The organism is Cohnella xylanilytica (genome assembly GCF_014212175.1).
Lineage (GTDB): Bacteria > Bacillota > Bacilli > Paenibacillales > Paenibacillaceae > Cohnella > Cohnella xylanilytica.
This window is the reverse complement of sequence record NZ_JACJVR010000140.1, coordinates 24,509-43,262: the sequence shown is the minus strand read 5'-3', so window position 1 is coordinate 43,262 and position 18,754 is coordinate 24,509. Positions and strand designations below refer to the sequence as shown.

The following is an 18,754-nucleotide window of genomic DNA, read 5'->3' as shown; positions in this document are numbered from 1 at the left end:
TGGTACGATACGAACATCGAAGACTTACAACCTAACAGAGAGGGGTTATTCGCTTGAGACACGACAAAGCCATGGCCGTCGCCGCGAGCGCGCTGCTGACCGTCGGCCTGCTGGCCGGATGCGGCTCGAACGGCGGGAATGAGGGAGGGGCATCTCCTTCGGCGGACGCTTCCGCGGGCGCGGGCGCGAGCAAGCCGGCGAAGGAGGAGAAGGTGACGCTGCAATTCTGGCGCAACTCCGGCAACGACGCCGAGAATTCGGCCTACGACAAGCTGGTCGCCTCGTTCATGGAGAAGTACCCGAACATCAAGGTGCAGATGAGCCCGATTCCGTACGCCGATTACGACACGAAGCTGAGAACCTCCATCGCGTCGGGCAACCCGCCCGACATCATGGCGATCGACGCGCCGAACATGGCCTCCTACGCGCAGGCCGGCGCTCTCAAGCCTCTGACCGATTACTTCAAGGCGGACGGCGACTTGCAGGATATCCCCGAGACGACGATGTCCGCCTATACGTACCAGAACCAGATCTATATGGCGCCGCTCACCGAGTCGTCGATCGCCTTGTTCTACAACAAGAAGATGTTCGAGGCGGCCGGCATTCCGCTTCCTTCCAAGAATCCGGAGGAGCCGATGACTTGGGACCAGGTGCTGGACGCGGCGAAGAAGCTGACGAATCCGGCGAAGGGCGTCTACGGCATCGACCCGGCCCAAGGCTTCCAGAACGCCGGGGCGACGGCTTACTTCAAATACCCGATCATCTGGCAGTTCGGCGGCGAGGTGATGAGCGCGGACGGCACGACGTCCAAAGGGTATCTCGATTCCCCCGAGACGAAGAAGGCGCTGCAGTTTTTCTCCGATCTGTATAATAAGGACAAAGTGTCCGCGCTCGAGTATCCGCCGGACCCGTTCCCGAACGGCAAGCTCGCCATGACCGTCGACGGCTCGTGGTCGCTGTCCTACTACGCGGACAAGTTCCCGGACTTCAAGCTCGGCGAGGACTGGGACATCGCGCCGCTGCCGAAAGGAACGAAGCAGGCCGTCGCCAACGGAAGCTGGGCGCTGGCCGTCTCCTCCAAGAGCAAACACCCGGACGAAGCCTGGAAGTTCGTGAACTGGGTGACGGGCCACGACGGCCAGAAGACGTACACGTCGATCACGAAGGACATTCCGGTCCGCTATTCGGTGGCGAAGGAGTATCCGGAGCTCAGCGAATATCCGAAGAACGTCTTCGTCGTGCAGAACCAGAAGTTCGGCCGTTCCCGTCCGGTGACGCCGATCTTCCCGCAGATGTCCGAAGCGGTCAACAAGCTGTTCGAGGACGTGACGATCGGCAAGCGCAATATCGACGCCGCCGCGGCGGACGCGATCAAGAAGATCGACAAGGCGTACGCGGACCTTCAGTCCCAAGCGAAATAACCGTTAATCGCGCTTTATCGCTTTAATAGTGCTTTAACCAGCTCATGTATATGAATCCCATTCCTAGCGGGAAGAGACGGCCGTACGCGGATCGTCTCTTCTTGCTCGTTCGATGATCCGGGGGGCGTTCCGCATGCTGTATTCGCTTCGCAGCCGGTTAATGGCCGCGTTCTCCATCCTGCTGATCGTTCCGTTCACGGTGCTCGTCTATACGCTGACGGACCGGTCCGCGAAGTCCATCCAGAGCTCCGTCGAAGTGTCGACGTCGCAGACGATCGAGCAGTACGCCTCGCATATCGACACTCTTCTGACCCAGGTCGAGGACACCGGCAACCAAGTGCTGGGCAGCCCGATCGCGCAGGAATGGCTGGCCGGCCTGCGCAACGACGAGCTGTCCCCCGGAGAGAAGCTGCTCTCCAAGCGGAGAATGAAGGAATTCCTCTCCTCGCTGGCGATCAACGACTCGAACGGCATCTCGATCGGCGTGTTCGCGGACGGCGCCGGAGGCATCTGGAGGCAGGACCGCAGCTACGCGGAGCGGGAATGGTACGGGGAGTACCGCGAACGGGGCGTCAAGTGGACGAGGTCGCATCTCGACCCCGACCAAGCGGACGAGACTCTGGCGGGCCGGGCGATCAACGGCTATATCCTTCCGCTCGTACAGCTTCAATCGCTGAGGACGATGGGGGTCATCAAGGTCAATTACCCGACGGAGCTGCTGCGGGCGCCGCTGGAGAAGATCCGGTTCGGCGAGACCGGAAGAGCGTTCCTGCTCGATTCCGAAGGACGCAGCGTCCTTGGGGAGAACGAGGCTGGCGAAGCCGATGAACCCGATGGAGCCGCTAAACCCGATGGAACCGAAGAGGCCGGCTCGCTAACCGAAGGCGGGCTGCTCGGCGACGCGCTGGGCGAGATCCGCGGCCGGACGGCGGACGCCCCGGCCGGCTTTATCCCGATCCGCAGACACGGGACCGATTACCTTCTTTTCTACCGGCATCTGGCCGAACCGAACTGGACGATCGTCGGCATCGTTCCCGAGGACGAGCTGTACGTCGAGATCCGCCAAACCCGCAACGCGATGCTGCTCATCAGCGGGCTGCTGCTCGTCGTCGTCATCGTCGTGGCGTTCGGCTTGTCCAAGGGGATCACGAGACCGCTCAGCCGCATGGCCCGGGCGATGAGGCAGGTGAAGCTCGGCGACTTCGACAAGGCGCTCAAGCTGATGCCGTCCGTCAAGTCCGGCCATAGCGAGCTGGGCTTCGTGACCGACGCCTTCGAGCAGATGACCCACCGTCTCAAATATTTGATCGAGACCGAGTTCGAGACGAACCTGCGCCGCAAGAACGCCGAATACAAGGCGCTGCTGCTGCAGATCAATCCGCACTTCTACAACAATTCCCTCGAGATCATCGGCGGACTGGCCGCCATGAAGAGGGAGGATCTGGTCATGGACGCCGCGGAGGCGCTCGGCCAGATGATGAGATACTCCCTGAACCTGAACACGGACCGGGTCCGCGTCGCCGAGGAGTTCGCTTATATTCGCGATTATCTGTTCATTCTGAAGCTGAGGTACGACGAGGACTTGGAGCTCCGGATCGAAGAGGAGGAAGGCGCGGGCGACGCGCTCGTCCCGAAGTTCATTCTTCAGCCTCTCGTGGAGAACGCCGTCAAGTACAGCCTCGAGAAGGGGGCGGCCGAAGCGGCGTCCGTGTTCATCGGCTCGTCCGTCTCGGACGGCCGGCTGCGGCTGACCGTCGCGGACAACGGGATCGGGATGGCGCCGGAGCTGGCGGCGGACCTCGCGCGGGACGCCCTTCAGAAGGAGAAGGATGCGGCCTCCATTCTGAATTCGACGGGCGACCGCATCGGATTGCGGAACGTGCTTGCCCGATGCCGACTGAATTACGGGGAGGGCTTCCGCTTCGAGATCGATACGGAGCCCGGACGGGGAACGTCGATCACGCTGAATCTTCCCTGGAGCAGGAGTTGAACAACCGATGTACAGAGTCATGCTGATGGACGACGAAGCGGGCGTGCGGCGCAGCATCAAGGCGAAGATCGACTGGGAGGCGGCCGGCTTCGAGATCGCGGCGGAAGCCTCGAACGGCTTGGAAGGGTTGGAGCTGCTGCAACTGCTGGAATCCGAATCGTCCCCTCTGCCCGATCTCGTCGTCACCGACATCCGGATGCCGAAGATGGACGGGATCGAGTTCATACGCGAGTGCAAGCGGCTGTATCCCGGCCTTCGCCTCGTCGTGCTGTCGGGCTATTCCGACTTCGAATACATGAAGGCCGCCATTCAGCTCGGCGTGAAGGATTACCTGCTCAAGCCCGTCGTCCGCGGCGAGCTGCTCGCCCTTCTCGGGAAGCTGGCGGAGGAGCTGCGGCAGGAACGGCTGCGCGAGAGCGAGAGCCGGGCGGACGAGCACCGGCAGAGCGGGCAGATGAAGCTGCTGCGGGAGCAGTTCCTGCTTCAGCTGGTGAAGGACGACTGGTACAGCTTCTCGGCGACGCGGGAGCGGGCGCGGCAGCTGGGGCTTGCGATTCTCGAGGACGAGCGGCTGACGGCCCGGTTCGCGGCGGTCGAGATGAGAATTCCGAGCGGGCGGCTGGGGGACGGCGAGGAGCGCCGCGATCTGCTGCAGCTCGCGTTCCGGCTGCTGTGCCGCGAGACGGCCGATCGCCAGGAGGGGGTGTACCCGTTCTACGACGCCGGCCATTCGTCCATGATGTTCTTCCTGATCGTTCTGCCGGAAGGGCCGGAAGGCGAGGAGAGGGGCGAGCGGTTCGTCCGGGAATTGAAGCGGAACGTCGAGCGCTACTTGCGGCTGGAGAGCGTGGCCGGACTGGGCGAGCCGATTCAAGGGCTGAGTCGGTTGAAAAACGGCTACGCCTCCTGCATGCTGTCGTGGAGCCGGAGCACGGTCCGGATCTCCGGCGCCGCGGGCTCCATCGCCGAGCAGGAGGAGGCGTTCTCGCCGGAGACGGAGAGAAGGCTCATCCAAGCGATCGAGAACCTGGATTCCGACGGGCTGCGCGCGCAGCTCGGCAAGCTGTTCTCCCCGGACGCCGACACGTCCCGGTTCGAATTCACGTTCCTGGCGCTGAGGGTGCTGCTGCTCCTGAGCTCCGTCGCGAAGAAGTTCGAGACCGGAGATCCGGCTCTTCAGAAGCTGCTCTGGGACTGCCAGACGACGATCGCCTCCTATCCGTCCCGCGAGGAAGCGATGGAGCGGATCGTCCGGCTGGCGGACAAGGTCGTTCAAGCCGTCAAGAGGACGAGGGCTTCGGGCGGCGTGCAGCTCGCGGAGGCGGTGAAGAAGTACGTCGACGAGAACTATTCCTACGAGCTCACCCTCTCGTCGCTCGCCGCCATGTTCCATCTGAACGAGACGTACTTGTCCGGCCTGTTCAAGCAGATCGCGGGCGTCACGTTCAGCGACTACTTGACGGCGACGCGGATGAAGCGGGCCGAGGAGCTGCTGCGCCAAGGCGACCTGAAGCTGACCGACATCGCGATGCTGGTCGGGTATTCGAGTTCGAGCTACTTCAGCACCGCGTTCAAGAAGCATTACGGAACGAGTCCGAAGGAATATCGGGACAGGCTGTTCTCGTCCGGCTAGTCCGTCTGTCTCCGTCGGTTCCGCCCCCCCCCCCTGCACGGGGGGCTTTTTGCGTTGGCGCACGGCAGCAGCCGGCGGGTCATAGCGAGAAATTTGCAAGCATATCCCCGAGCATAGTGAAATTTTTATCCGCCGCGGTGGGCTACAATGAGGGCATTCGAGGATAGAAGGGAGAGCGGATCGGTGAGAGAGTTGGAGAACGGCCGGAACCTTCCGCATGAGACGTTGACGAGACGGGCGGACGAGGCGGCGCGCGCCGGGGCGGATTCCGTGCAGGGGGATCCGTTCCGGCTGCGGTACCACTTCATGCCGGCGTCCGGGTGGATGAACGATCCGAACGGGCTCATTCAATATAGAGGCGAATATCACCTGTTCTACCAGCATTACCCGTACGGAGACAAGTGGGGTCCGATGCATTGGGGCCATGCGAAAAGCAAGGATCTCGTCCGGTGGGAGCACCTGCCGGTCGCCCTCGCCCCGTCCGAGTTCTACGATCTCGGCGACAAGGACGGATACGGCTGCTGGTCCGGCAGCGCCGTGGAGAGCGACGGGAAGCTCGTTCTGTTCTATACGGGCCACGTGGACGGGCGCAAGCCGACGGAAGCGCAGTGCATGGCCGCAAGCGAGGACGGCGTCCGGTTCGAGAAGTTCGCCGGGAACCCGGTCATCGCGGACGTTCCGGACGAAGGCGAGCGGTTCGGCTTCCGGGACCCGAAGGTATGGAGGCACGGGGACCGCTGGTATATGGTCGTCGGCTCGGGCAAGAACGGGCGCGGCCAGGCGCTGCTGTACAAGTCCGCCGGCTTGACGGACTGGGAGTACGTCGGCGTGGCGGCCGAGAGCGACGGAACCCAAGGGGACATGTGGGAGTGTCCGGACTTGTTCCCGCTCGGCGGCAAGCATGTGCTCGCGCTGTCCCCGATGAACATGGAGGGGACGAAGAATCTGTATCTCGTCGGGGAGATGGATTACGAGAGGGGCGTCTTCACGCCGGAAGCCCAAGGGAAGCTGGACGACGGCTTCGACTTCTATGCCGCGCAGACGTTCCTCGACGACAAGGGGCGCCGCATCCTGATCGGCTGGATGGACATGTGGGGCTCCAAGATGATCGCGGAGAACCGCGGGTGGTACGGAGCGATGACGCTGCCGAGGGAATTGAAGCTGCTGCCGGACGGGACGCTCGCATCCGTTCCGGTCGAGGAGCTGGACACTCTTCGCGGCGAGGAGCTGGCCTACGATGAGCTTCGGCTGGAGGATGGCCGGCCGAGAAGCTGGAGCCGTCCCGCGGCGATGGAGTGGCTGGCGGAGCTCGACCTTGGCGGGACGACCGCGAAGGAGCTGGAGATCCGGCTGACGGGAGAGCCGGACGAGGAGGACGTGACCTCGATCCGGTACGTCTTCGCCGAGAGGAAGCTGACGGTCGATCGGGAACGGTCGGGGATGGGGGACGGAGGCGTCTCGACGTCGGTCCTGCCGCCCTCGGCCGGGGATCGGATCAAGCTTCGGCTGTTCGCGGATACGTCCTCGATCGAGCTGTTCGTCAACGACGGACAGAGAGTCGTCACGAACCGGATCTATCCTCGCACGTCGAGCCGCTCGCTCGTTCTGGAGGCCGTCGGCGGAGAGGTCCGCTTCGCGAACCTGAAGCTGTGGAGCCTGGGCGACGGCCGGGACGGAGAGGAGGGCTGACATGCGGCGAGGCAGAAGGGCCATGAACCTGACGATAGCGGGAGTGGCGGCGGCGATGGCGCTCGCGGGCTGCCAAGGGAACGGAGCGGAGAAGCCGGAATCGACGGCCTCCGGACCGGCGGCGACGGGGGCGGCCTCGCCCTCATCGTCCGCTTCGCCCGCCCCGGGCGCAGGGGAGCCGGGGGCCGGAACGGCTCCCGCGGCATTCTCCTTTTCGACCGACCCCGCCTACTACACCGAGAGATTCCGACCGCAATACCATCTCAGCCCCGAGACGGGCAACCTGAGCGACCCGAACGGCATGGTGTTCTTCGAAGGCGAATACCACCAGTTCTACCAGAACAGCGGGCAATGGGGGCACGCCGTCAGCACGGACCTGATCCACTGGACGCACCTGCCGGTCGCCCTCGTTCGCGATTCCCTCGGCGAGATCTGGTCGGGAAGCGCCGTCGTCGACCGCGACGACACGAGCGGCTTCTTCGGCGGCAAGGCGGGGCTCGTCGCGATCTTCACCCACTTCCGGAACGGGACGCAGTCCCAGAGCATCGCCTATAGCGCGGATAAGGGACGGACGTGGACGAAATACGAGGGCAATCCGGTCATTCCGAATCCGGGACTGAAGGACTTCCGGGATCCGAAGGTGATCTGGCACGAGCCGTCCCGGTCTTGGGTCATGGTCGTCTCGGTCGATAACCGCGTCCGCTTCTATTCCTCCAAGAACTTGAAGGAATGGACCGAGACCGGCGAGTTCGGGGCGGATCAGGGCTCGCACGCCGCGGTGTGGGAATGTCCGGACCTGTTCGAGCTTCCGGTCGAAGGAACGGGTGAGAAGAAGTGGGTGCTGACCGTCAGCATCGGCAGCAACGCCGAGACGAAGGGCTCGACGGCGCAATATTTCGTCGGTTCGTTCGACGGGAAGACGTTCGCGAACGACAATCCGCCATCCAAGGTGCTGTGGACCGACTACGGCAAGGACTTCTACGCCGCCGTCTCCTACTCCGACATTCCCGCCGAGGACGGGCGCCGCATCTGGACCGGCTGGATGTCGAACTGGCGGTATCCGTTCGGCATGCCGACCGATCCGTGGAAGGGCAACCTGTCCGTCCCGCGGGAGCTGGCGCTCGCGGACGTTCCCGGAGAAGGCGTGCGGCTCGTCCAGCGGCCGGTCCGGGAGCTGGACGCCCTTCGCGGCAAAGCCGTCGAGACGAAGGCGGCCGTCCTCAAGCCCGGCGGCGCCAACCCGCTCGCCGGCCTTCGCGGAACGTCCTTCGAGCTGGAGACGGAGTTCGCCTTGAAGGACGAAGCGGACGCGGAGTTCGGCATCAAGCTGAGGAAGGGCGAAGGCCAGGAGACGGTTCTCCGCTACGATGCCTCCGCCGGGCTGCTGACGCTCGACCGGACGAAGTCGGGGGAGAGCTCCTTCGAGGCCGGCTTCGCCGAGACGTTCTCCGCGCCGCTTCGGCCGGAAGACGGCCGGATCAAGCTGAGAATCTACTCGGACGAGAGCACGCTCGAAGTGTTCGCCAACGACGGGAAGGCGGTACTCTCGGCCATTCTGTTCCCGGACGAGACGAGCGACGGCCTCGAGATCTATTCGGCCAAGGGAAGCGTCGAGCTGGAGAGGGCCGTCTTCTATCCGATGAAGCCGATCTGGCGGGACGAAGACCCGGACAGCGCGAAGCCGATCCGGATCAGGCTCTCGGCAAGCAGTCTCGACGTTCCCGTCGGCGGGACCGGGCGCCTTCGGGCCTCCGTCGTCCCGCTCGGTTCGCCGCAGGAGCTGACATGGACGTCCAGCGACGAGACGGTGGCGAAGGTGGAGACGGGAGAGGCGGGAGCGCCGGCCGTTATCGGCCTCAAGGAGGGACAAGCCGCCATCGCCGCGACGACATCCGACGGGCAGGTTCGGGCCTCGGTCGACGTCTTCGTCTACGAGCCGTGAACGGAGGCCCCCATTCCATGAACGGAGAGGAACGCATATGGAACAGACACAGCTAAGCCGCGCGGCGGCGACGGAGCTTCCGCGAGGGAAGGGGATGGGAGCGGCCCTGCGAAGGGAGCAGGCGGCCGCCTGGTGGTTCGTGCTGCCGGCGCTGGCCGTCCTCCTCGTCTTCGTGTTCTACCCGATGATCCAGGCCTTCGTCATCAGCTTCCAGAACGACTCGCTGCTCGGCGGCTCGAGGTCGTTCGTCGGCCTCGACAATTACAAGAACCTGCTGCGCGATGCGCAATTCCTAGGCAGCCTGAAGCACTCCTTCCACTTCGCGATCGTCGTCATTCCGGTGCAGAGCGCGATCGCGCTCGGCCTGGCGCTGCTCATCCAGAAGCAGGCTAGGCTGACGGGCTTGTTCCGGACGGCGTACTTCATACCGGTCGTCGTCTCCACCGCGGTGGCGGCGACGGTGTTCAAGCTGATCTACAACAAGGAGTTCGGCATTCTGAACAACGCGCTGAAGGCGCTCCATCTGCCGACGACGAACTTCCTGTCCAATCCCGACACGGCGATGTACGGCATTATTCTGCTGGGCATCTGGAAGGGCGCGGGCTTCTTTATGATTATTTTCCTGGCGGGGCTCAACAACATTCCCCAAGACCTGTACGAGGCGTCGCGCGTCGACGGGGCGAACCGGATCCAGCAGTTCTTCCGGATCACGCTGCCTCTGCTCAATCGGACGACCGCGTTCGTCGTCATCATCACGACGATCGACGCGATCAAGCTGTCCGGCCTCGTCTTCGTGCTGACGAACGGCGGGCCGAACGGGTCCACGGAGACGGTCGTCTACTTCATCTGGAAGACGTCGTTCCAGCAGATGCAGATGGGGTACGGCACCGCGGCCGCGTTCATCCTGTTCGCCATCGTGCTCGTCATCTCCCTCGTGCAGATGAAGCTGTTCAACCGGGAAGCCGACTATTAAGGGGGGAAAAACGCCTTGAGACCCTTTTACGCAGCGCTCAAATACGCCGTCATGACCGCGATCGCCGTCGTCTCGATCGTTCCGATCGTCTGGATGATCGCGGGCTCGCTGCGGCCTTACCAAGAGCTGTTCAAATACGCTACAAGCCTCAACGTCCGCCTGTTCGTTCCCGTCGAGCCTACGCTGGCCAATTACCGGGAGGTGATCTGGGACGATCGCAATCCGTTCCTGCGGTACATCGGCAACACGCTGATCGTGGCCGTCTCGGTCACCGCTCTCGTGCTCGTCGTCAATTCGATGGCCGCGTTCGCGTTCGCCAAGCTTCGGTTCAAGGGCAAGCCGATCGTATTCGCCCTGTTCATGTCGGCGATGATCATTCCGGCGGAGGTGACGCTCGTGCCGAACTACCTGCTCATGCACGACTTCGGCTGGCTGAACTCGTACACCGCCCTGATCGTTCCGTCTGCCTTGTCCGTGTTCGGCATCTTCCTGCTGCGGCAGTTCTTCGCGGAGATCCCGGGAGAGATTCTGGAGGCCGCCCGCATCGACGGAGCGTCGGTGACGAGGGTGTTCGCGAGCATCGTGCTGCCCGCGGCCGTGCCGGCGATGATCACGCTGGGCCTGATGACGTTCCTGGGCAACTGGGACTCGTACCTGTGGCCGCTTATCGTCCTTAACGACGACAAGAAGCAGATGATCCAGGTGGCGATCGCCTCGTTCTCCTCGCTGGAAGGCACGGATTGGTCGAAGATTCTGGCGGCCAGCACGATCTCCACCGCGCCGATTCTCGCGTTGTTCCTGTTCCTGCAGCGCTACTACATTCAAGGAATTACGATGTCCGGGGTCAAGGGATAGGGAAGGAAGCGGGACGGAAGCCGATCGGCGAGGCTCGAATGCGAAGAGATAAGCTTGCAAAGGAGTTTGGACTTGTGGTGATGTCGACGAAAACATACGACGCCGTCGCGATCGGGGAATGCCTGATCGACTTCATTCCCTCGGGCGCGTTCTCCGAATCCGGCGGGCCGCTGCTGGAGCGCAATCCGGGCGGAGCGCCGGTCAACGTCATGGCCGCGCTCGCCAGGCTGGGCAAGAAGACGGGGTTCATCGGCAAAGTAGGCAACGATCCGTTCGGCCGTTATCTGGCGGACGTGCTCGCGGAGCGCGGCATCGACGCCGGCGGCCTCGCGTTCGCGGACGACGCCCATACGACGATGGCGTTCGTTCATCTGGACGCGAACGGGGAGCGGTCGTTCCACTTCGCCCGGAAGCCCGGCGCGGACGAGCTGCTCCGGGCGGAGGAGGTCGACCGGGAGAGGGTCGGGAGCGCAGCCGTCTTCCACTTCGGCTCCGTCTCGCTCGCCTCGGAGCCGGCGCGGTCGGCGACCCTGTTCGCCGCGCGCCTGGCGAGGGAAGCGGGAGCGCTCGTCAGCTACGACCCGAATTGGCGGGCGCCGCTATGGCCCAGCGGCGAGGAGGAGGCGAGGCGGACGATCTTGAAGGGCCTCGAGCTGGCCGACGTCGCGAAGGTGTCCGCGGAGGAGCTGGTCTTCCTGACCGGCGCGGAGGACGCGGAGGAAGGCACGGCGCGCCTCTTGGCGCGCTTCGGGCAACTGCGCCTCGTTCTGGCGACGCTGGGCGCCGAAGGGACCTACTATCGCAAGCCGGGTGCGGCGGGTTATGTCGCCTCCTATCCGGTGAAGACGGTCGACACGACGGGGGCGGGAGACGGATTTCTGGGCGCTTTTCTCTATCAGGCGCTTGAGAGAATGCCTCTAGACGTGCTCGATTGGAGCGATGAGGAGACGCGCGAGGCGGTGGCGTTCGCGAACGCCGCGGGAGCTCTGGCGACGACCCGCAAGGGAGCGATCCATTCGCTCGCGTCGCTGCGGGAGATCGAGGAGCTGCAAGGATTGCAGGTTCGGTAGGACGAAGCGGCGGACCAAGCGGATCACTCGAATCACTCGAACCAATCGAATCAAGCGGACATTTCGATAACGGGAGCATTTGGCGCTGAACGGAGCCTTGTTTTAATGCTATAATGGATAGAGAGCGCTGCCGGAACCGCGGGTTCCGCAGGCCATCCATTCCCTAACGAAAGAGATGTCATCGGCAATGAACACGTCCATCGACTTGACGATACTGAAGGTGCTGTCCAACGAGACGAGAATGAGCATCCTCCAATGGCTTAAGGACCCGGAAGCCAACTTCGGGCCGGAGTGCGCCCCGGTGAAGTGCGAGTTCGAGGGCGGCGTGTGCGTGGGCAGCATCCAGGAGAAGTCGGGCCTCGCGCAATCGGTCATCTCCGGTTATCTGTCGATGATGCAGAAGGCGGGCTTGCTGGAGTCGAAGCGGGTCGGCCAATGGACGTATTACCGGCGGAACGAAGAGAAGATCGAGGAGTTCTTGAAGTGCTTGTCGGTGGAGTTATAGAGCGAAGAGCGGAACTGACGGCGGAGCGAACGAATGCCCGCGAACGACAACGCACCCAATCCCGGGAGGGGAATGGGTGCGTTTTTTGGAATGATAAATTAAGCTTCGATGCCGTAAATCTTGTAGAGTTCGTCGAGCATCAGGTTGGCGGCGATGACCCCTCCGGCCGTGTTCCAGATCGCGTCGTCCACGCGGATCGCCTTGCCGTTCTTCACGACGGACAGGCTCTTCCACAGCGGATCGTTCAGCATCTCCTGCTCCATGGCCGTTCCTTTGCCGTCTCCCGTCTCGTACGTGAAGTAGAACAGCAGGTCGGCGTCGACTTCCGGAAGGCGTTCCTTCGTAATCTCTTCGACGAACGTATCCTTATAATGACTCTGGCTGTCCGGGCGTTTGATGCCGAGCTTGGAGAAGGCGACGCCGGTGAACGTATCCTCCAGATAAATTCGGGTTTTGCCGGCCATGAAGCGGACGACGGATACTCTCTGGTTCAGCTTGTCGCCGACTTTGGCTTTGAAGTCCGCGGTGCGCGCATCGTAATCGGCGATGATTTTCTCGCCTTCGGCCTTCTTGCCGAGCGCGTCGGCATAGAGCAGGAAGTTGTCCTGCCACGCTCCGCGGAGGGTCTCGGAGAAGACCGTCGGAGCGATCGCGTCCAGCTGCTCGTAAACCTTCTCCTGGCGCAGCTTGTTGCCGATGATGAGATCGGGCTTCAGGCTGGCGATCACTTCCAGGTTCGGCTGGCTCTCCTCGCCGACGACGGTGACGCCTTCCATGTCAGAAGCGATATGTTTATACCAAGGATCCCCCGTCCAGGACTTGACGGCTCCGACCGGTTTGACGCCAAGCGCGAGCAGAGCTTCCGTTCCTTCGTTCGTAAGAACGACGACGCGCTGCGGCGTTCCTTGGATCTTCGCTTCTCCCATGGCGTGCTTGATCGTTCGAGCCTCTGCCGAAGCTTGCCCGTTCGACGCCGACGGACTTGCGTTCGAAGAGTCGGATCCCGAATTGCCGGACCCCGAATTGCCGCAGCCGGAGAGAAGAACAGCGAGAACCAATAAGACGGACGAAGCCGTCCAACCCCATTTCTTTTTGCGTGCAGACAACATGGTAATCTCCTTTTCCCCAGTGAAAATCATTCTCATTGCCATAGAAACTATAGCAGGATGCCAAATTGAAGTCAATGATAATGAGAATCAGATTCATTGACACTCCGGGGGTTATCCCCTAAAATGACGGAGTATTCGGTCGGATCGATCTATCAATTCCAATGAGAATCGGAAAGGGACAGGATGAACAACTTGCTTCGGACGAGCCCGCAGAAGACCGCGGGTCTAGTCATCGGAATCTTCGTCCTCCTCGTCTGCATCGTCAGCAGCATCGTATTCGGAGTGGCCGATATCAAATGGCGGACCGTCGTGGATTCCTTCACGGCATTTAACGGGTCCCAAGAGCATCTCATTATCCGGACGGCGCGTGCGCCTCGCGCCTTCATCGCGGCGATCGCGGGGGCCGCTCTGGCGGTAGCGGGGGCGTTGATGCAAGGCATTACGCGCAATCCGCTCGCTTCGCCGAGCTTGTTCGGCATTAACGCCGGCGCGGCGTTCTTCATTGTCGCGGCGTCGGCGTTCTTCGGCGCTAGCGGATTGTCCGCCTTCGCCACGCTCGGCTTCATCGGAGCCGCCTTCACGGCTCTTCTCGTCTACGTCCTGGGGTCGATCGGCAAGGACGGATTGACTCCGCTCAAGGTGACGTTGGCCGGAGCTTCGATGACCGCGTTTTTCTCGTCGTTGTCCCTGGGGGTGCTTCTGACGGGAGGGCAAACGTTCGACCAGGTGCTGTACTGGTTCGTCGGTTCGGTCGCCGGGCGCGACATGGCCACGTTCAATTCCGCGGCGCCTTATATGGGGGCGGCCCTGCTCGGGTCGTTCGTGCTCGCGAGGCACATGAACCTGCTGGCGCTGGGGGAAGACGTCGCCACGGGGCTCGGCCAGAAGACGGTCTTCGTCAAGATGGGGGCCGCCGTCGTTATCGTGCTGCTGGCGGGCGGGTCCGTATCGATCGCGGGGCCGATCGCGTTCGTCGGGATCATCATTCCCCACGTGACGCGTTATCTGGTCGGCATCGATTACCGCTGGACGCTGCCGTACTGCGCGGTTCTGGGCGGGATTCTGCTGCTGGCGGCGGATATCGGCTCCAGGTACATCGCCTTCCCCAAGGAAGTTCCCGTCGGCGTCATGACCGCTATCCTCGGCGTGCCGTTCTTCGTCTATATCGCCAGACAAGGAGGGCGCGCGCATGAGTAACTGGGTAACGATTAGAGGCCGTCGCCTGTCCTTCCAAGTTCCTCGGAGAACGATCGCCGTTCTCGCGGCGCTGTTCCTCGTCAATGTGATCGTCATGATCGCATGCATCGGGTTCGGCAGCACGTTCATCAGCCCGCTCGCCGTCATCCGTTCGCTGTTGGGCATCGGAGACTCTTCGAACGATATGATCATCTTTACGCTCAGAATGCCTCGCGTCGTCATCGCGGTTATGGTCGGATCGATGTTGGCCGTCTCCGGCGCCTTGCTTCAAGGGATCGTGAGGAATCCGCTCACGTCGCCGGACGTCATCGGAATCTCGGGAGGGGCGTCCCTGGGCACGATCGTTTTTATCCTTTACTTTTCGCATGTCAGCATCCGCTTTATGCCCATCAGCTCGATCGCGGGGGCGTTCGGCGCGGCGCTGCTCATCTATCTGTTCGCCTATCGCGGCGGGATCACTCCGCTTCGGCTGGTGCTGATCGGGATCGGCATGGCGACGGCGTTGACGGCCGTATCGTATATGCTCATTCTGACGGCTTCGTTCACCCCGACGGCCGTCGCGGTCAAAGCGTTCACCTTCATGACGGGGAGCATCTACGGCGTCTCCTGGACGAAAGACGTGCTGACGCTGCTTCCGTGGCTCGTCGTTCTGATGCCCGTCGCCCTGATCTATGCCAGGCACCTGAACGTTCAAGAGCTCGGGGACGAAGTCGCGGCCAGCGTCGGCAGCTCGGTTAACGCCAAGAGGACGATGCTGCTCTTCGTCAGCGTCGCGCTCGCGGGAGCGGCCGTGGCGATCGGAGGGACGATCAACTTCATCGGCTTGATGGCCCCGCATATCGCCCGCAAGCTGGTCGGTCCCGCGTACGGAGGCGTCATTCCCGTGTCGGCGCTGATCGGCTCGCTTGTCCTGCTGCTGTCGGACCTCGTCGCGCGAGTCGCGTTTATCCCGCTAGACATCCCGGCCGGCGTGTTCACCGCCGCGGTCGGAGCGCCGTTCTTCGTCTACCTGCTGTATCGTCACCGCCATTCGTGAAGGGAGCGAGCCGCGTGTCAGCCATTCAAGCGGACAAACTTACTTTGTCATACGGGAAGAAGCCGATCTTCTCCGATCTGGATTTGCGCATTCCCGAAGGCCGGATTACGGTCTTCATCGGCAGCAACGGCTGCGGCAAGTCGACGCTGCTGCGTTCGCTGGCCCGCCTGCTGAAGCCCGAGCAGGGCACCGTTCTGTTGGGAGGCAGCGAGATCGCGAAGCTGTCCGGCAAGGAGATCGCCCGGCGGCTCGCCATCCTGCCTCAGGGGCCGCTGGCTCCGGAAGGATTGACCGTGCACCAGCTCGTCAAGCAGGGTCGGTACCCTTACCAGAGCTTCCTGCAGCAATGGTCCCGCGAGGACGAGGCGATGGTGAACAAAGCCTTGCAGGCGACGGGCATGGACGAGCTCGCCGGCCGCTCGATCGATTCGTTGTCGGGCGGGCAGCGGCAGCGGGCCTGGATCGCGATGACGCTCGCCCAGAATACGTCGACGATTCTGCTGGACGAGCCGACGACGTTCCTGGATATGGCCCACCAGATCGAGATTCTCGATCTGCTGTTCGACTTGAACGAGCGGGAGAATCGCACCGTCGCGATGGTCCTTCACGACATCAACCTGGCGTGCCGGTACGCTCACCATATCGTGGCCGTTAAGGCGGGAGCCGTATACGCGGAAGGCGCGCCCGAGGAGATCGTGGACGAGAAGCTGATCCGCGAGGTGTTCGGCATGGAATGCCAGGTGACGAGAGATCCGATCCTGGGGACGCCGCTCGTCATCCCTTACGGCAAGGGCCGCAAGGTGACGGCTCGCGAATAGAGGAACGATAAAGGCTCCCCCTATGCAGACAAGGCGATTGTCGGGTTTGCATAGGGGGTTATTTGATGGAGAAGGAATGCCGATCCCCCAAGTTGAAAATAGTAACGTACGAGCGCCGTCCAGCCGGGCGCGCCGGTCGCAAGCCGAGAAAAGCGACTCGCGATCGTCCGGCAACCCCCGTCGCCGTCCCGTAAGACGAAAAAAGGGACTGCTCAGCCATAAGGGTGAGGACCCAAGGCGCAAAAAGGACCTTGAGGGCGGCAAGGCACGCAGAACAGCATGGCGCGCAAAGCGGGAACCCGAAAGGCGCAAAAAGGGCCCCGGCAGCCGCAGAATCATATTTACATATCTAAAAAAATAGATATAATGAAAATCATCCGTTAAATCCCGAGTCCTTTAGGAGGGTTTCAAAAATGGCCAACGCATCTTCTTCCCCGACCGTGAAAGCCTTGTTCGAGCCGTTCTCCGGAGGCGGCTTCGAGCTCGCCAACCGCATCGTCATGGCTCCCATGACGCGAAGCTTCTCTCCGGGCGGAGTCCCCGGTCCCGACGTCGCCGCTTATTACAAGCGCCGCGCGGAGAACGGCGTCGGCCTGATCGTCACCGAAGGGACGGTCATCAACCATCCGGCGGCGGCGGCCGACCGGGACGTGCCTCACTTCTACGGGGAGAAGGCGCTGCAAGGCTGGGCCGAAGTCGTTAAAAGCGTACATGAGGCGGGCGGCCGCATCATCCCGCAAATCTGGCACGTCGGCATGGCGCGCAACCCGGCGACGTTCCCGGAATCGGACGCGGTCCCGATCGGACCGTCGGGCCTGAACGCCGCGGGAGAGCGCTCCGGCCACGAGCTGACCGAGAGCGAGATCGCCTCTCTCGTCGAGGAGTACGCCAAGGCGGCCGGCGAAGCGAAGCGGATCGGCTTCGACGGCGTCGAGCTGCACGGCGCGCACGGCTACCTGATCGACCAGTTCTTCTGGGCCGAGACGAACAAGAGAACGGACCGCTACGGCGGCGATCTGGTGGAGCGCACGAGGTTCGCGGTCGAGGTCATCGAAGCGGTGCGCAAGGCGGTCGGCCCCGGCTTCCCGATCGTGTTCCGCTTCTCGCAGTGGAAGCCGACGGACTACCAAGCGAAGCTCGCCCGGACGCCGGAGGAGCTCGAGAAGTTCCTCGCACCGCTCGCGGCCGCGGGAGTCGACGTGTTCCACGCATCCACGAGACGGTTCTGGGAGCCGGAGTTCGAAGGCTCGGAGCTGAACCTGGCCGGCTGGACGAAGAAGCTGACGGGCAAACCGACGATCACGGTCGGCTCGGTCGGGCTGGACACCGAATTCACCAGACTGTTCTCCGACGGGGCGGGAGCGGGCACCGAGAACATCGACGGCCTGCTCGAGCGGCTGGGACGCCACGAATTCGACCTCGTCGCCATCGGCCGCGCCCTGCTGGCGGATCCGGCGTGGGCGGCCAAGGTCCGCGACGGCCGCGACGACGAACTGATTCCGTTCAAGCCGGAAGCGACCCGAACGCTGTATTAATCCTTAGAAGCGTCCGCGGGGGAGATCCCCTGCGGGCGCTTCTGCTTCTGATAGGCGCTCGGGCTCAGTCCGTACCGCTTGCGGAACTGATTGATGAAGTGGTTGTAGTTGTGATACCCGACGTCGTAGCTGACCTCCGAGGCGGTCCGGCCCGTATGCTCGAGCAGCAGGGCGGCCTGGCGGATGCGCATGCCGTTCAACGCATCAACGATAGACTCGCCCGTCTGCTCCTTGAACAGGTGGGACAGCCGGGAAGGGGAGAGCCGGACGGCTCGGGCGAGAGCTTCGATGCGAACGGGCTCCCGCATATGAATGGACAGCAGCCGCAGCGCCTCTTCGACGCGAGCGTCCCGCTTGTTCCGGCGGCGCTGGGCGACGAGCAGGAGCGCTTCGCGGAGGGCGCCGACGCACAGCTCCTGCCAATAATCGCCGCGCTCGCGCGAATCGGCGAGGATGCGGCGGAACGCGCGCAGGATGCGCTTGCGGACGTGCCCGCTCTCGACGCGCTGGACGTCGAGCGGCTCGTCCTGCGGCAGCAGCCCGGCCTCGATCGTGCGCGGCGAGAAGTGGGCCCAGACGAAATGCCACCGCTCGCCGGGAGAGGTGCCGTATTCGTGAGGCGTGCCCGGCTTCAGCAGGGCGACGTCTCCGGCCCGCACGCGCGCCTCCTCCCGGCCGGGGATGCGGTAAAAGCCTTCGCCGCCGAGCGTAAAGGTGACGAGCCAATCGTTCATGCCGCGCGGCCGCTTGGCGACGTAGCCCTCGGGCTCGTCGAAGTGGCCGGCGAGCAGCGTATCCTCGTTCTCCAACGGGAAGGAGGACGGGAGGTCCTTTGGTCGCATCATCGCATTCCATCTCCCTTAAACAGCAGGATCGTGTGAGATTACGGCAGCATCGGATATTCCTCCGAGGCCTTGTCGGGACTATGCTAGAAGCATACCACGGCATTCCCAATAAGCCTATATCCAGGAGGATTCCGAC

General features: G+C 63.0%; 15 protein-coding genes. 13 read left to right on the top strand and 2 right to left on the bottom strand.

The genetic code is table 11. The features are described 5' to 3' along the window. The first annotated feature begins 53 nt into the window (after nucleotides 1–53). The 9 genes from H7B90_RS30815 to H7B90_RS30775 all read left to right on the top strand — a co-directional run bounded on the left by H7B90_RS30815 (nucleotide 54) and on the right by H7B90_RS30775 (nucleotide 12,078). Nucleotides 54–1,421, top strand: a complete 1,368-nt coding sequence (locus H7B90_RS30815) for an ABC transporter substrate-binding protein (protein WP_260411354.1) — start codon at nucleotides 54–56, stop codon at nucleotides 1,419–1,421. A gap of 133 nt (nucleotides 1,422–1,554) precedes the next feature. Further along, nucleotides 1,555–3,411: a cache domain-containing sensor histidine kinase gene (locus H7B90_RS30810; RefSeq protein ID WP_185139738.1), complete on the top strand. Its 1,857-nt coding sequence runs from the start codon at nucleotides 1,555–1,557 to the stop codon at nucleotides 3,409–3,411. A 7-nt stretch (nucleotides 3,412–3,418) separates the two neighbouring features. Next, the gene (locus tag H7B90_RS30805) at nucleotides 3,419–5,044 is read left to right on the top strand and encodes a response regulator transcription factor (RefSeq protein WP_185139737.1); all 1,626 of its coding nucleotides are present in this window, start codon (nucleotides 3,419–3,421) and stop codon (nucleotides 5,042–5,044) included. Between the two features lie 183 nt (nucleotides 5,045–5,227). Beyond that, nucleotides 5,228–6,733 carry a glycoside hydrolase family 32 protein gene (locus tag H7B90_RS30800; RefSeq protein ID WP_185139736.1) on the top strand — a complete coding sequence of 502 codons (1,506 nt, stop codon included), beginning with the start codon at nucleotides 5,228–5,230 and terminating at the stop codon, nucleotides 6,731–6,733. Nucleotide 6,734: 1 nt separating this feature from the next. Continuing rightward, nucleotides 6,735–8,675 (top strand): GH32 C-terminal domain-containing protein, encoded by a 1,941-nt coding sequence (locus H7B90_RS30795; RefSeq protein ID WP_260411353.1) that lies wholly within the window; start codon nucleotides 6,735–6,737, stop codon nucleotides 8,673–8,675. 37 nt (nucleotides 8,676–8,712) lie between these two features. Further along, on the top strand, nucleotides 8,713–9,648 hold the full coding sequence (locus H7B90_RS30790) for a carbohydrate ABC transporter permease (protein WP_260411352.1): 936 nt from the start codon (nucleotides 8,713–8,715) through the stop codon (nucleotides 9,646–9,648). A 15-nt stretch (nucleotides 9,649–9,663) separates the two neighbouring features. Further along, nucleotides 9,664–10,503, top strand: coding sequence for a carbohydrate ABC transporter permease (locus H7B90_RS30785; RefSeq protein WP_246578810.1), 840 nt, complete (start codon nucleotides 9,664–9,666; stop codon nucleotides 10,501–10,503). Nucleotides 10,504–10,583: 80 nt separating this feature from the next. Beyond that, a complete protein-coding gene (locus tag H7B90_RS30780) occupies nucleotides 10,584–11,573 on the top strand; it encodes a carbohydrate kinase family protein (RefSeq protein ID WP_185139735.1) in 990 nt (329 codons plus the stop codon). Nucleotides 11,574–11,760: 187 nt separating this feature from the next. Next, complete coding sequence (locus H7B90_RS30775; protein WP_185139734.1) at nucleotides 11,761–12,078, top strand: ArsR/SmtB family transcription factor; 318 nt, start codon at nucleotides 11,761–11,763, stop codon at nucleotides 12,076–12,078. 98 nt (nucleotides 12,079–12,176) lie between these two features. Here H7B90_RS30775 and H7B90_RS30770 read toward each other — a convergent pair whose 3' ends face one another. Next, entirely contained in the window at nucleotides 12,177–13,187 is a 1,011-nt protein-coding gene (locus H7B90_RS30770) for an ABC transporter substrate-binding protein (RefSeq protein ID WP_185139733.1), read from the bottom strand. 183 nt (nucleotides 13,188–13,370) lie between these two features. Here H7B90_RS30770 and H7B90_RS30765 point away from each other — a divergent pair, with 183 nt between their 5' ends. The 4 genes from H7B90_RS30765 to H7B90_RS30750 all read left to right on the top strand — a co-directional run bounded on the left by H7B90_RS30765 (nucleotide 13,371) and on the right by H7B90_RS30750 (nucleotide 17,773). Continuing rightward, entirely contained in the window at nucleotides 13,371–14,384 is a 1,014-nt protein-coding gene (locus tag H7B90_RS30765) for a FecCD family ABC transporter permease (protein ID WP_185139732.1), read from the top strand. Then, a complete protein-coding gene (locus H7B90_RS30760) occupies nucleotides 14,377–15,420 on the top strand; it encodes a FecCD family ABC transporter permease (RefSeq protein ID WP_185139731.1) in 1,044 nt (347 codons plus the stop codon). Before H7B90_RS30765 ends, H7B90_RS30760 begins: the two co-directional genes overlap by 8 nt. Nucleotides 15,421–15,434: 14 nt before the next feature. Continuing rightward, nucleotides 15,435–16,238: an ABC transporter ATP-binding protein gene (locus H7B90_RS30755; RefSeq protein WP_185139730.1), complete on the top strand. Its 804-nt coding sequence runs from the start codon at nucleotides 15,435–15,437 to the stop codon at nucleotides 16,236–16,238. 413 nt (nucleotides 16,239–16,651) lie between these two features. Then, on the top strand, nucleotides 16,652–17,773 hold the full coding sequence (locus H7B90_RS30750; protein ID WP_185139729.1) for an NADH:flavin oxidoreductase: 1,122 nt from the start codon (nucleotides 16,652–16,654) through the stop codon (nucleotides 17,771–17,773). On the opposite strand, the gene H7B90_RS30745 is transcribed toward H7B90_RS30750, so the two are convergent. Next, complete coding sequence (locus H7B90_RS30745; protein ID WP_260411351.1) at nucleotides 17,770–18,618, bottom strand: helix-turn-helix domain-containing protein; 849 nt, start codon at nucleotides 18,616–18,618, stop codon at nucleotides 17,770–17,772. The genes H7B90_RS30750 and H7B90_RS30745 overlap by 4 nt on opposite strands. Nucleotides 18,619–18,754: the final 136 nt, after the last annotated feature.

Bases quoted from the DNA above. Each gene is read 5' to 3' on its own strand.
- H7B90_RS30810 (WP_185139738.1), top strand. From the start codon at position 1,555: ATGCTGTATTCGCTTCGCAGCCGGTTAATGGCCGCGTTCTCCATCCTG.
- H7B90_RS30805 (WP_185139737.1), top strand. From the start codon at position 3,419: ATGTACAGAGTCATGCTGATGGACGACGAAGCGGGCGTGCGGCGCAGC.
- H7B90_RS30795 (WP_260411353.1), top strand. From the start codon at position 6,735: ATGCGGCGAGGCAGAAGGGCCATGAACCTGACGATAGCGGGAGTGGCG.
- H7B90_RS30790 (WP_260411352.1), top strand. From the start codon at position 8,713: ATGGAACAGACACAGCTAAGCCGCGCGGCGGCGACGGAGCTTCCGCGA.
- H7B90_RS30780 (WP_185139735.1), top strand. From the start codon at position 10,584: ATGTCGACGAAAACATACGACGCCGTCGCGATCGGGGAATGCCTGATC.
- H7B90_RS30775 (WP_185139734.1), top strand. From the start codon at position 11,761: ATGAACACGTCCATCGACTTGACGATACTGAAGGTGCTGTCCAACGAG.
- H7B90_RS30770 (WP_185139733.1), bottom strand. From the start codon at position 13,187: ATGTTGTCTGCACGCAAAAAGAAATGGGGTTGGACGGCTTCGTCCGTC.
- H7B90_RS30765 (WP_185139732.1), top strand. From the start codon at position 13,371: ATGAACAACTTGCTTCGGACGAGCCCGCAGAAGACCGCGGGTCTAGTC.
- H7B90_RS30760 (WP_185139731.1), top strand. From the start codon at position 14,377: ATGAGTAACTGGGTAACGATTAGAGGCCGTCGCCTGTCCTTCCAAGTT.
- H7B90_RS30750 (WP_185139729.1), top strand. From the start codon at position 16,652: ATGGCCAACGCATCTTCTTCCCCGACCGTGAAAGCCTTGTTCGAGCCG.
- H7B90_RS30745 (WP_260411351.1), bottom strand. From the start codon at position 18,618: ATGATGCGACCAAAGGACCTCCCGTCCTCCTTCCCGTTGGAGAACGAG.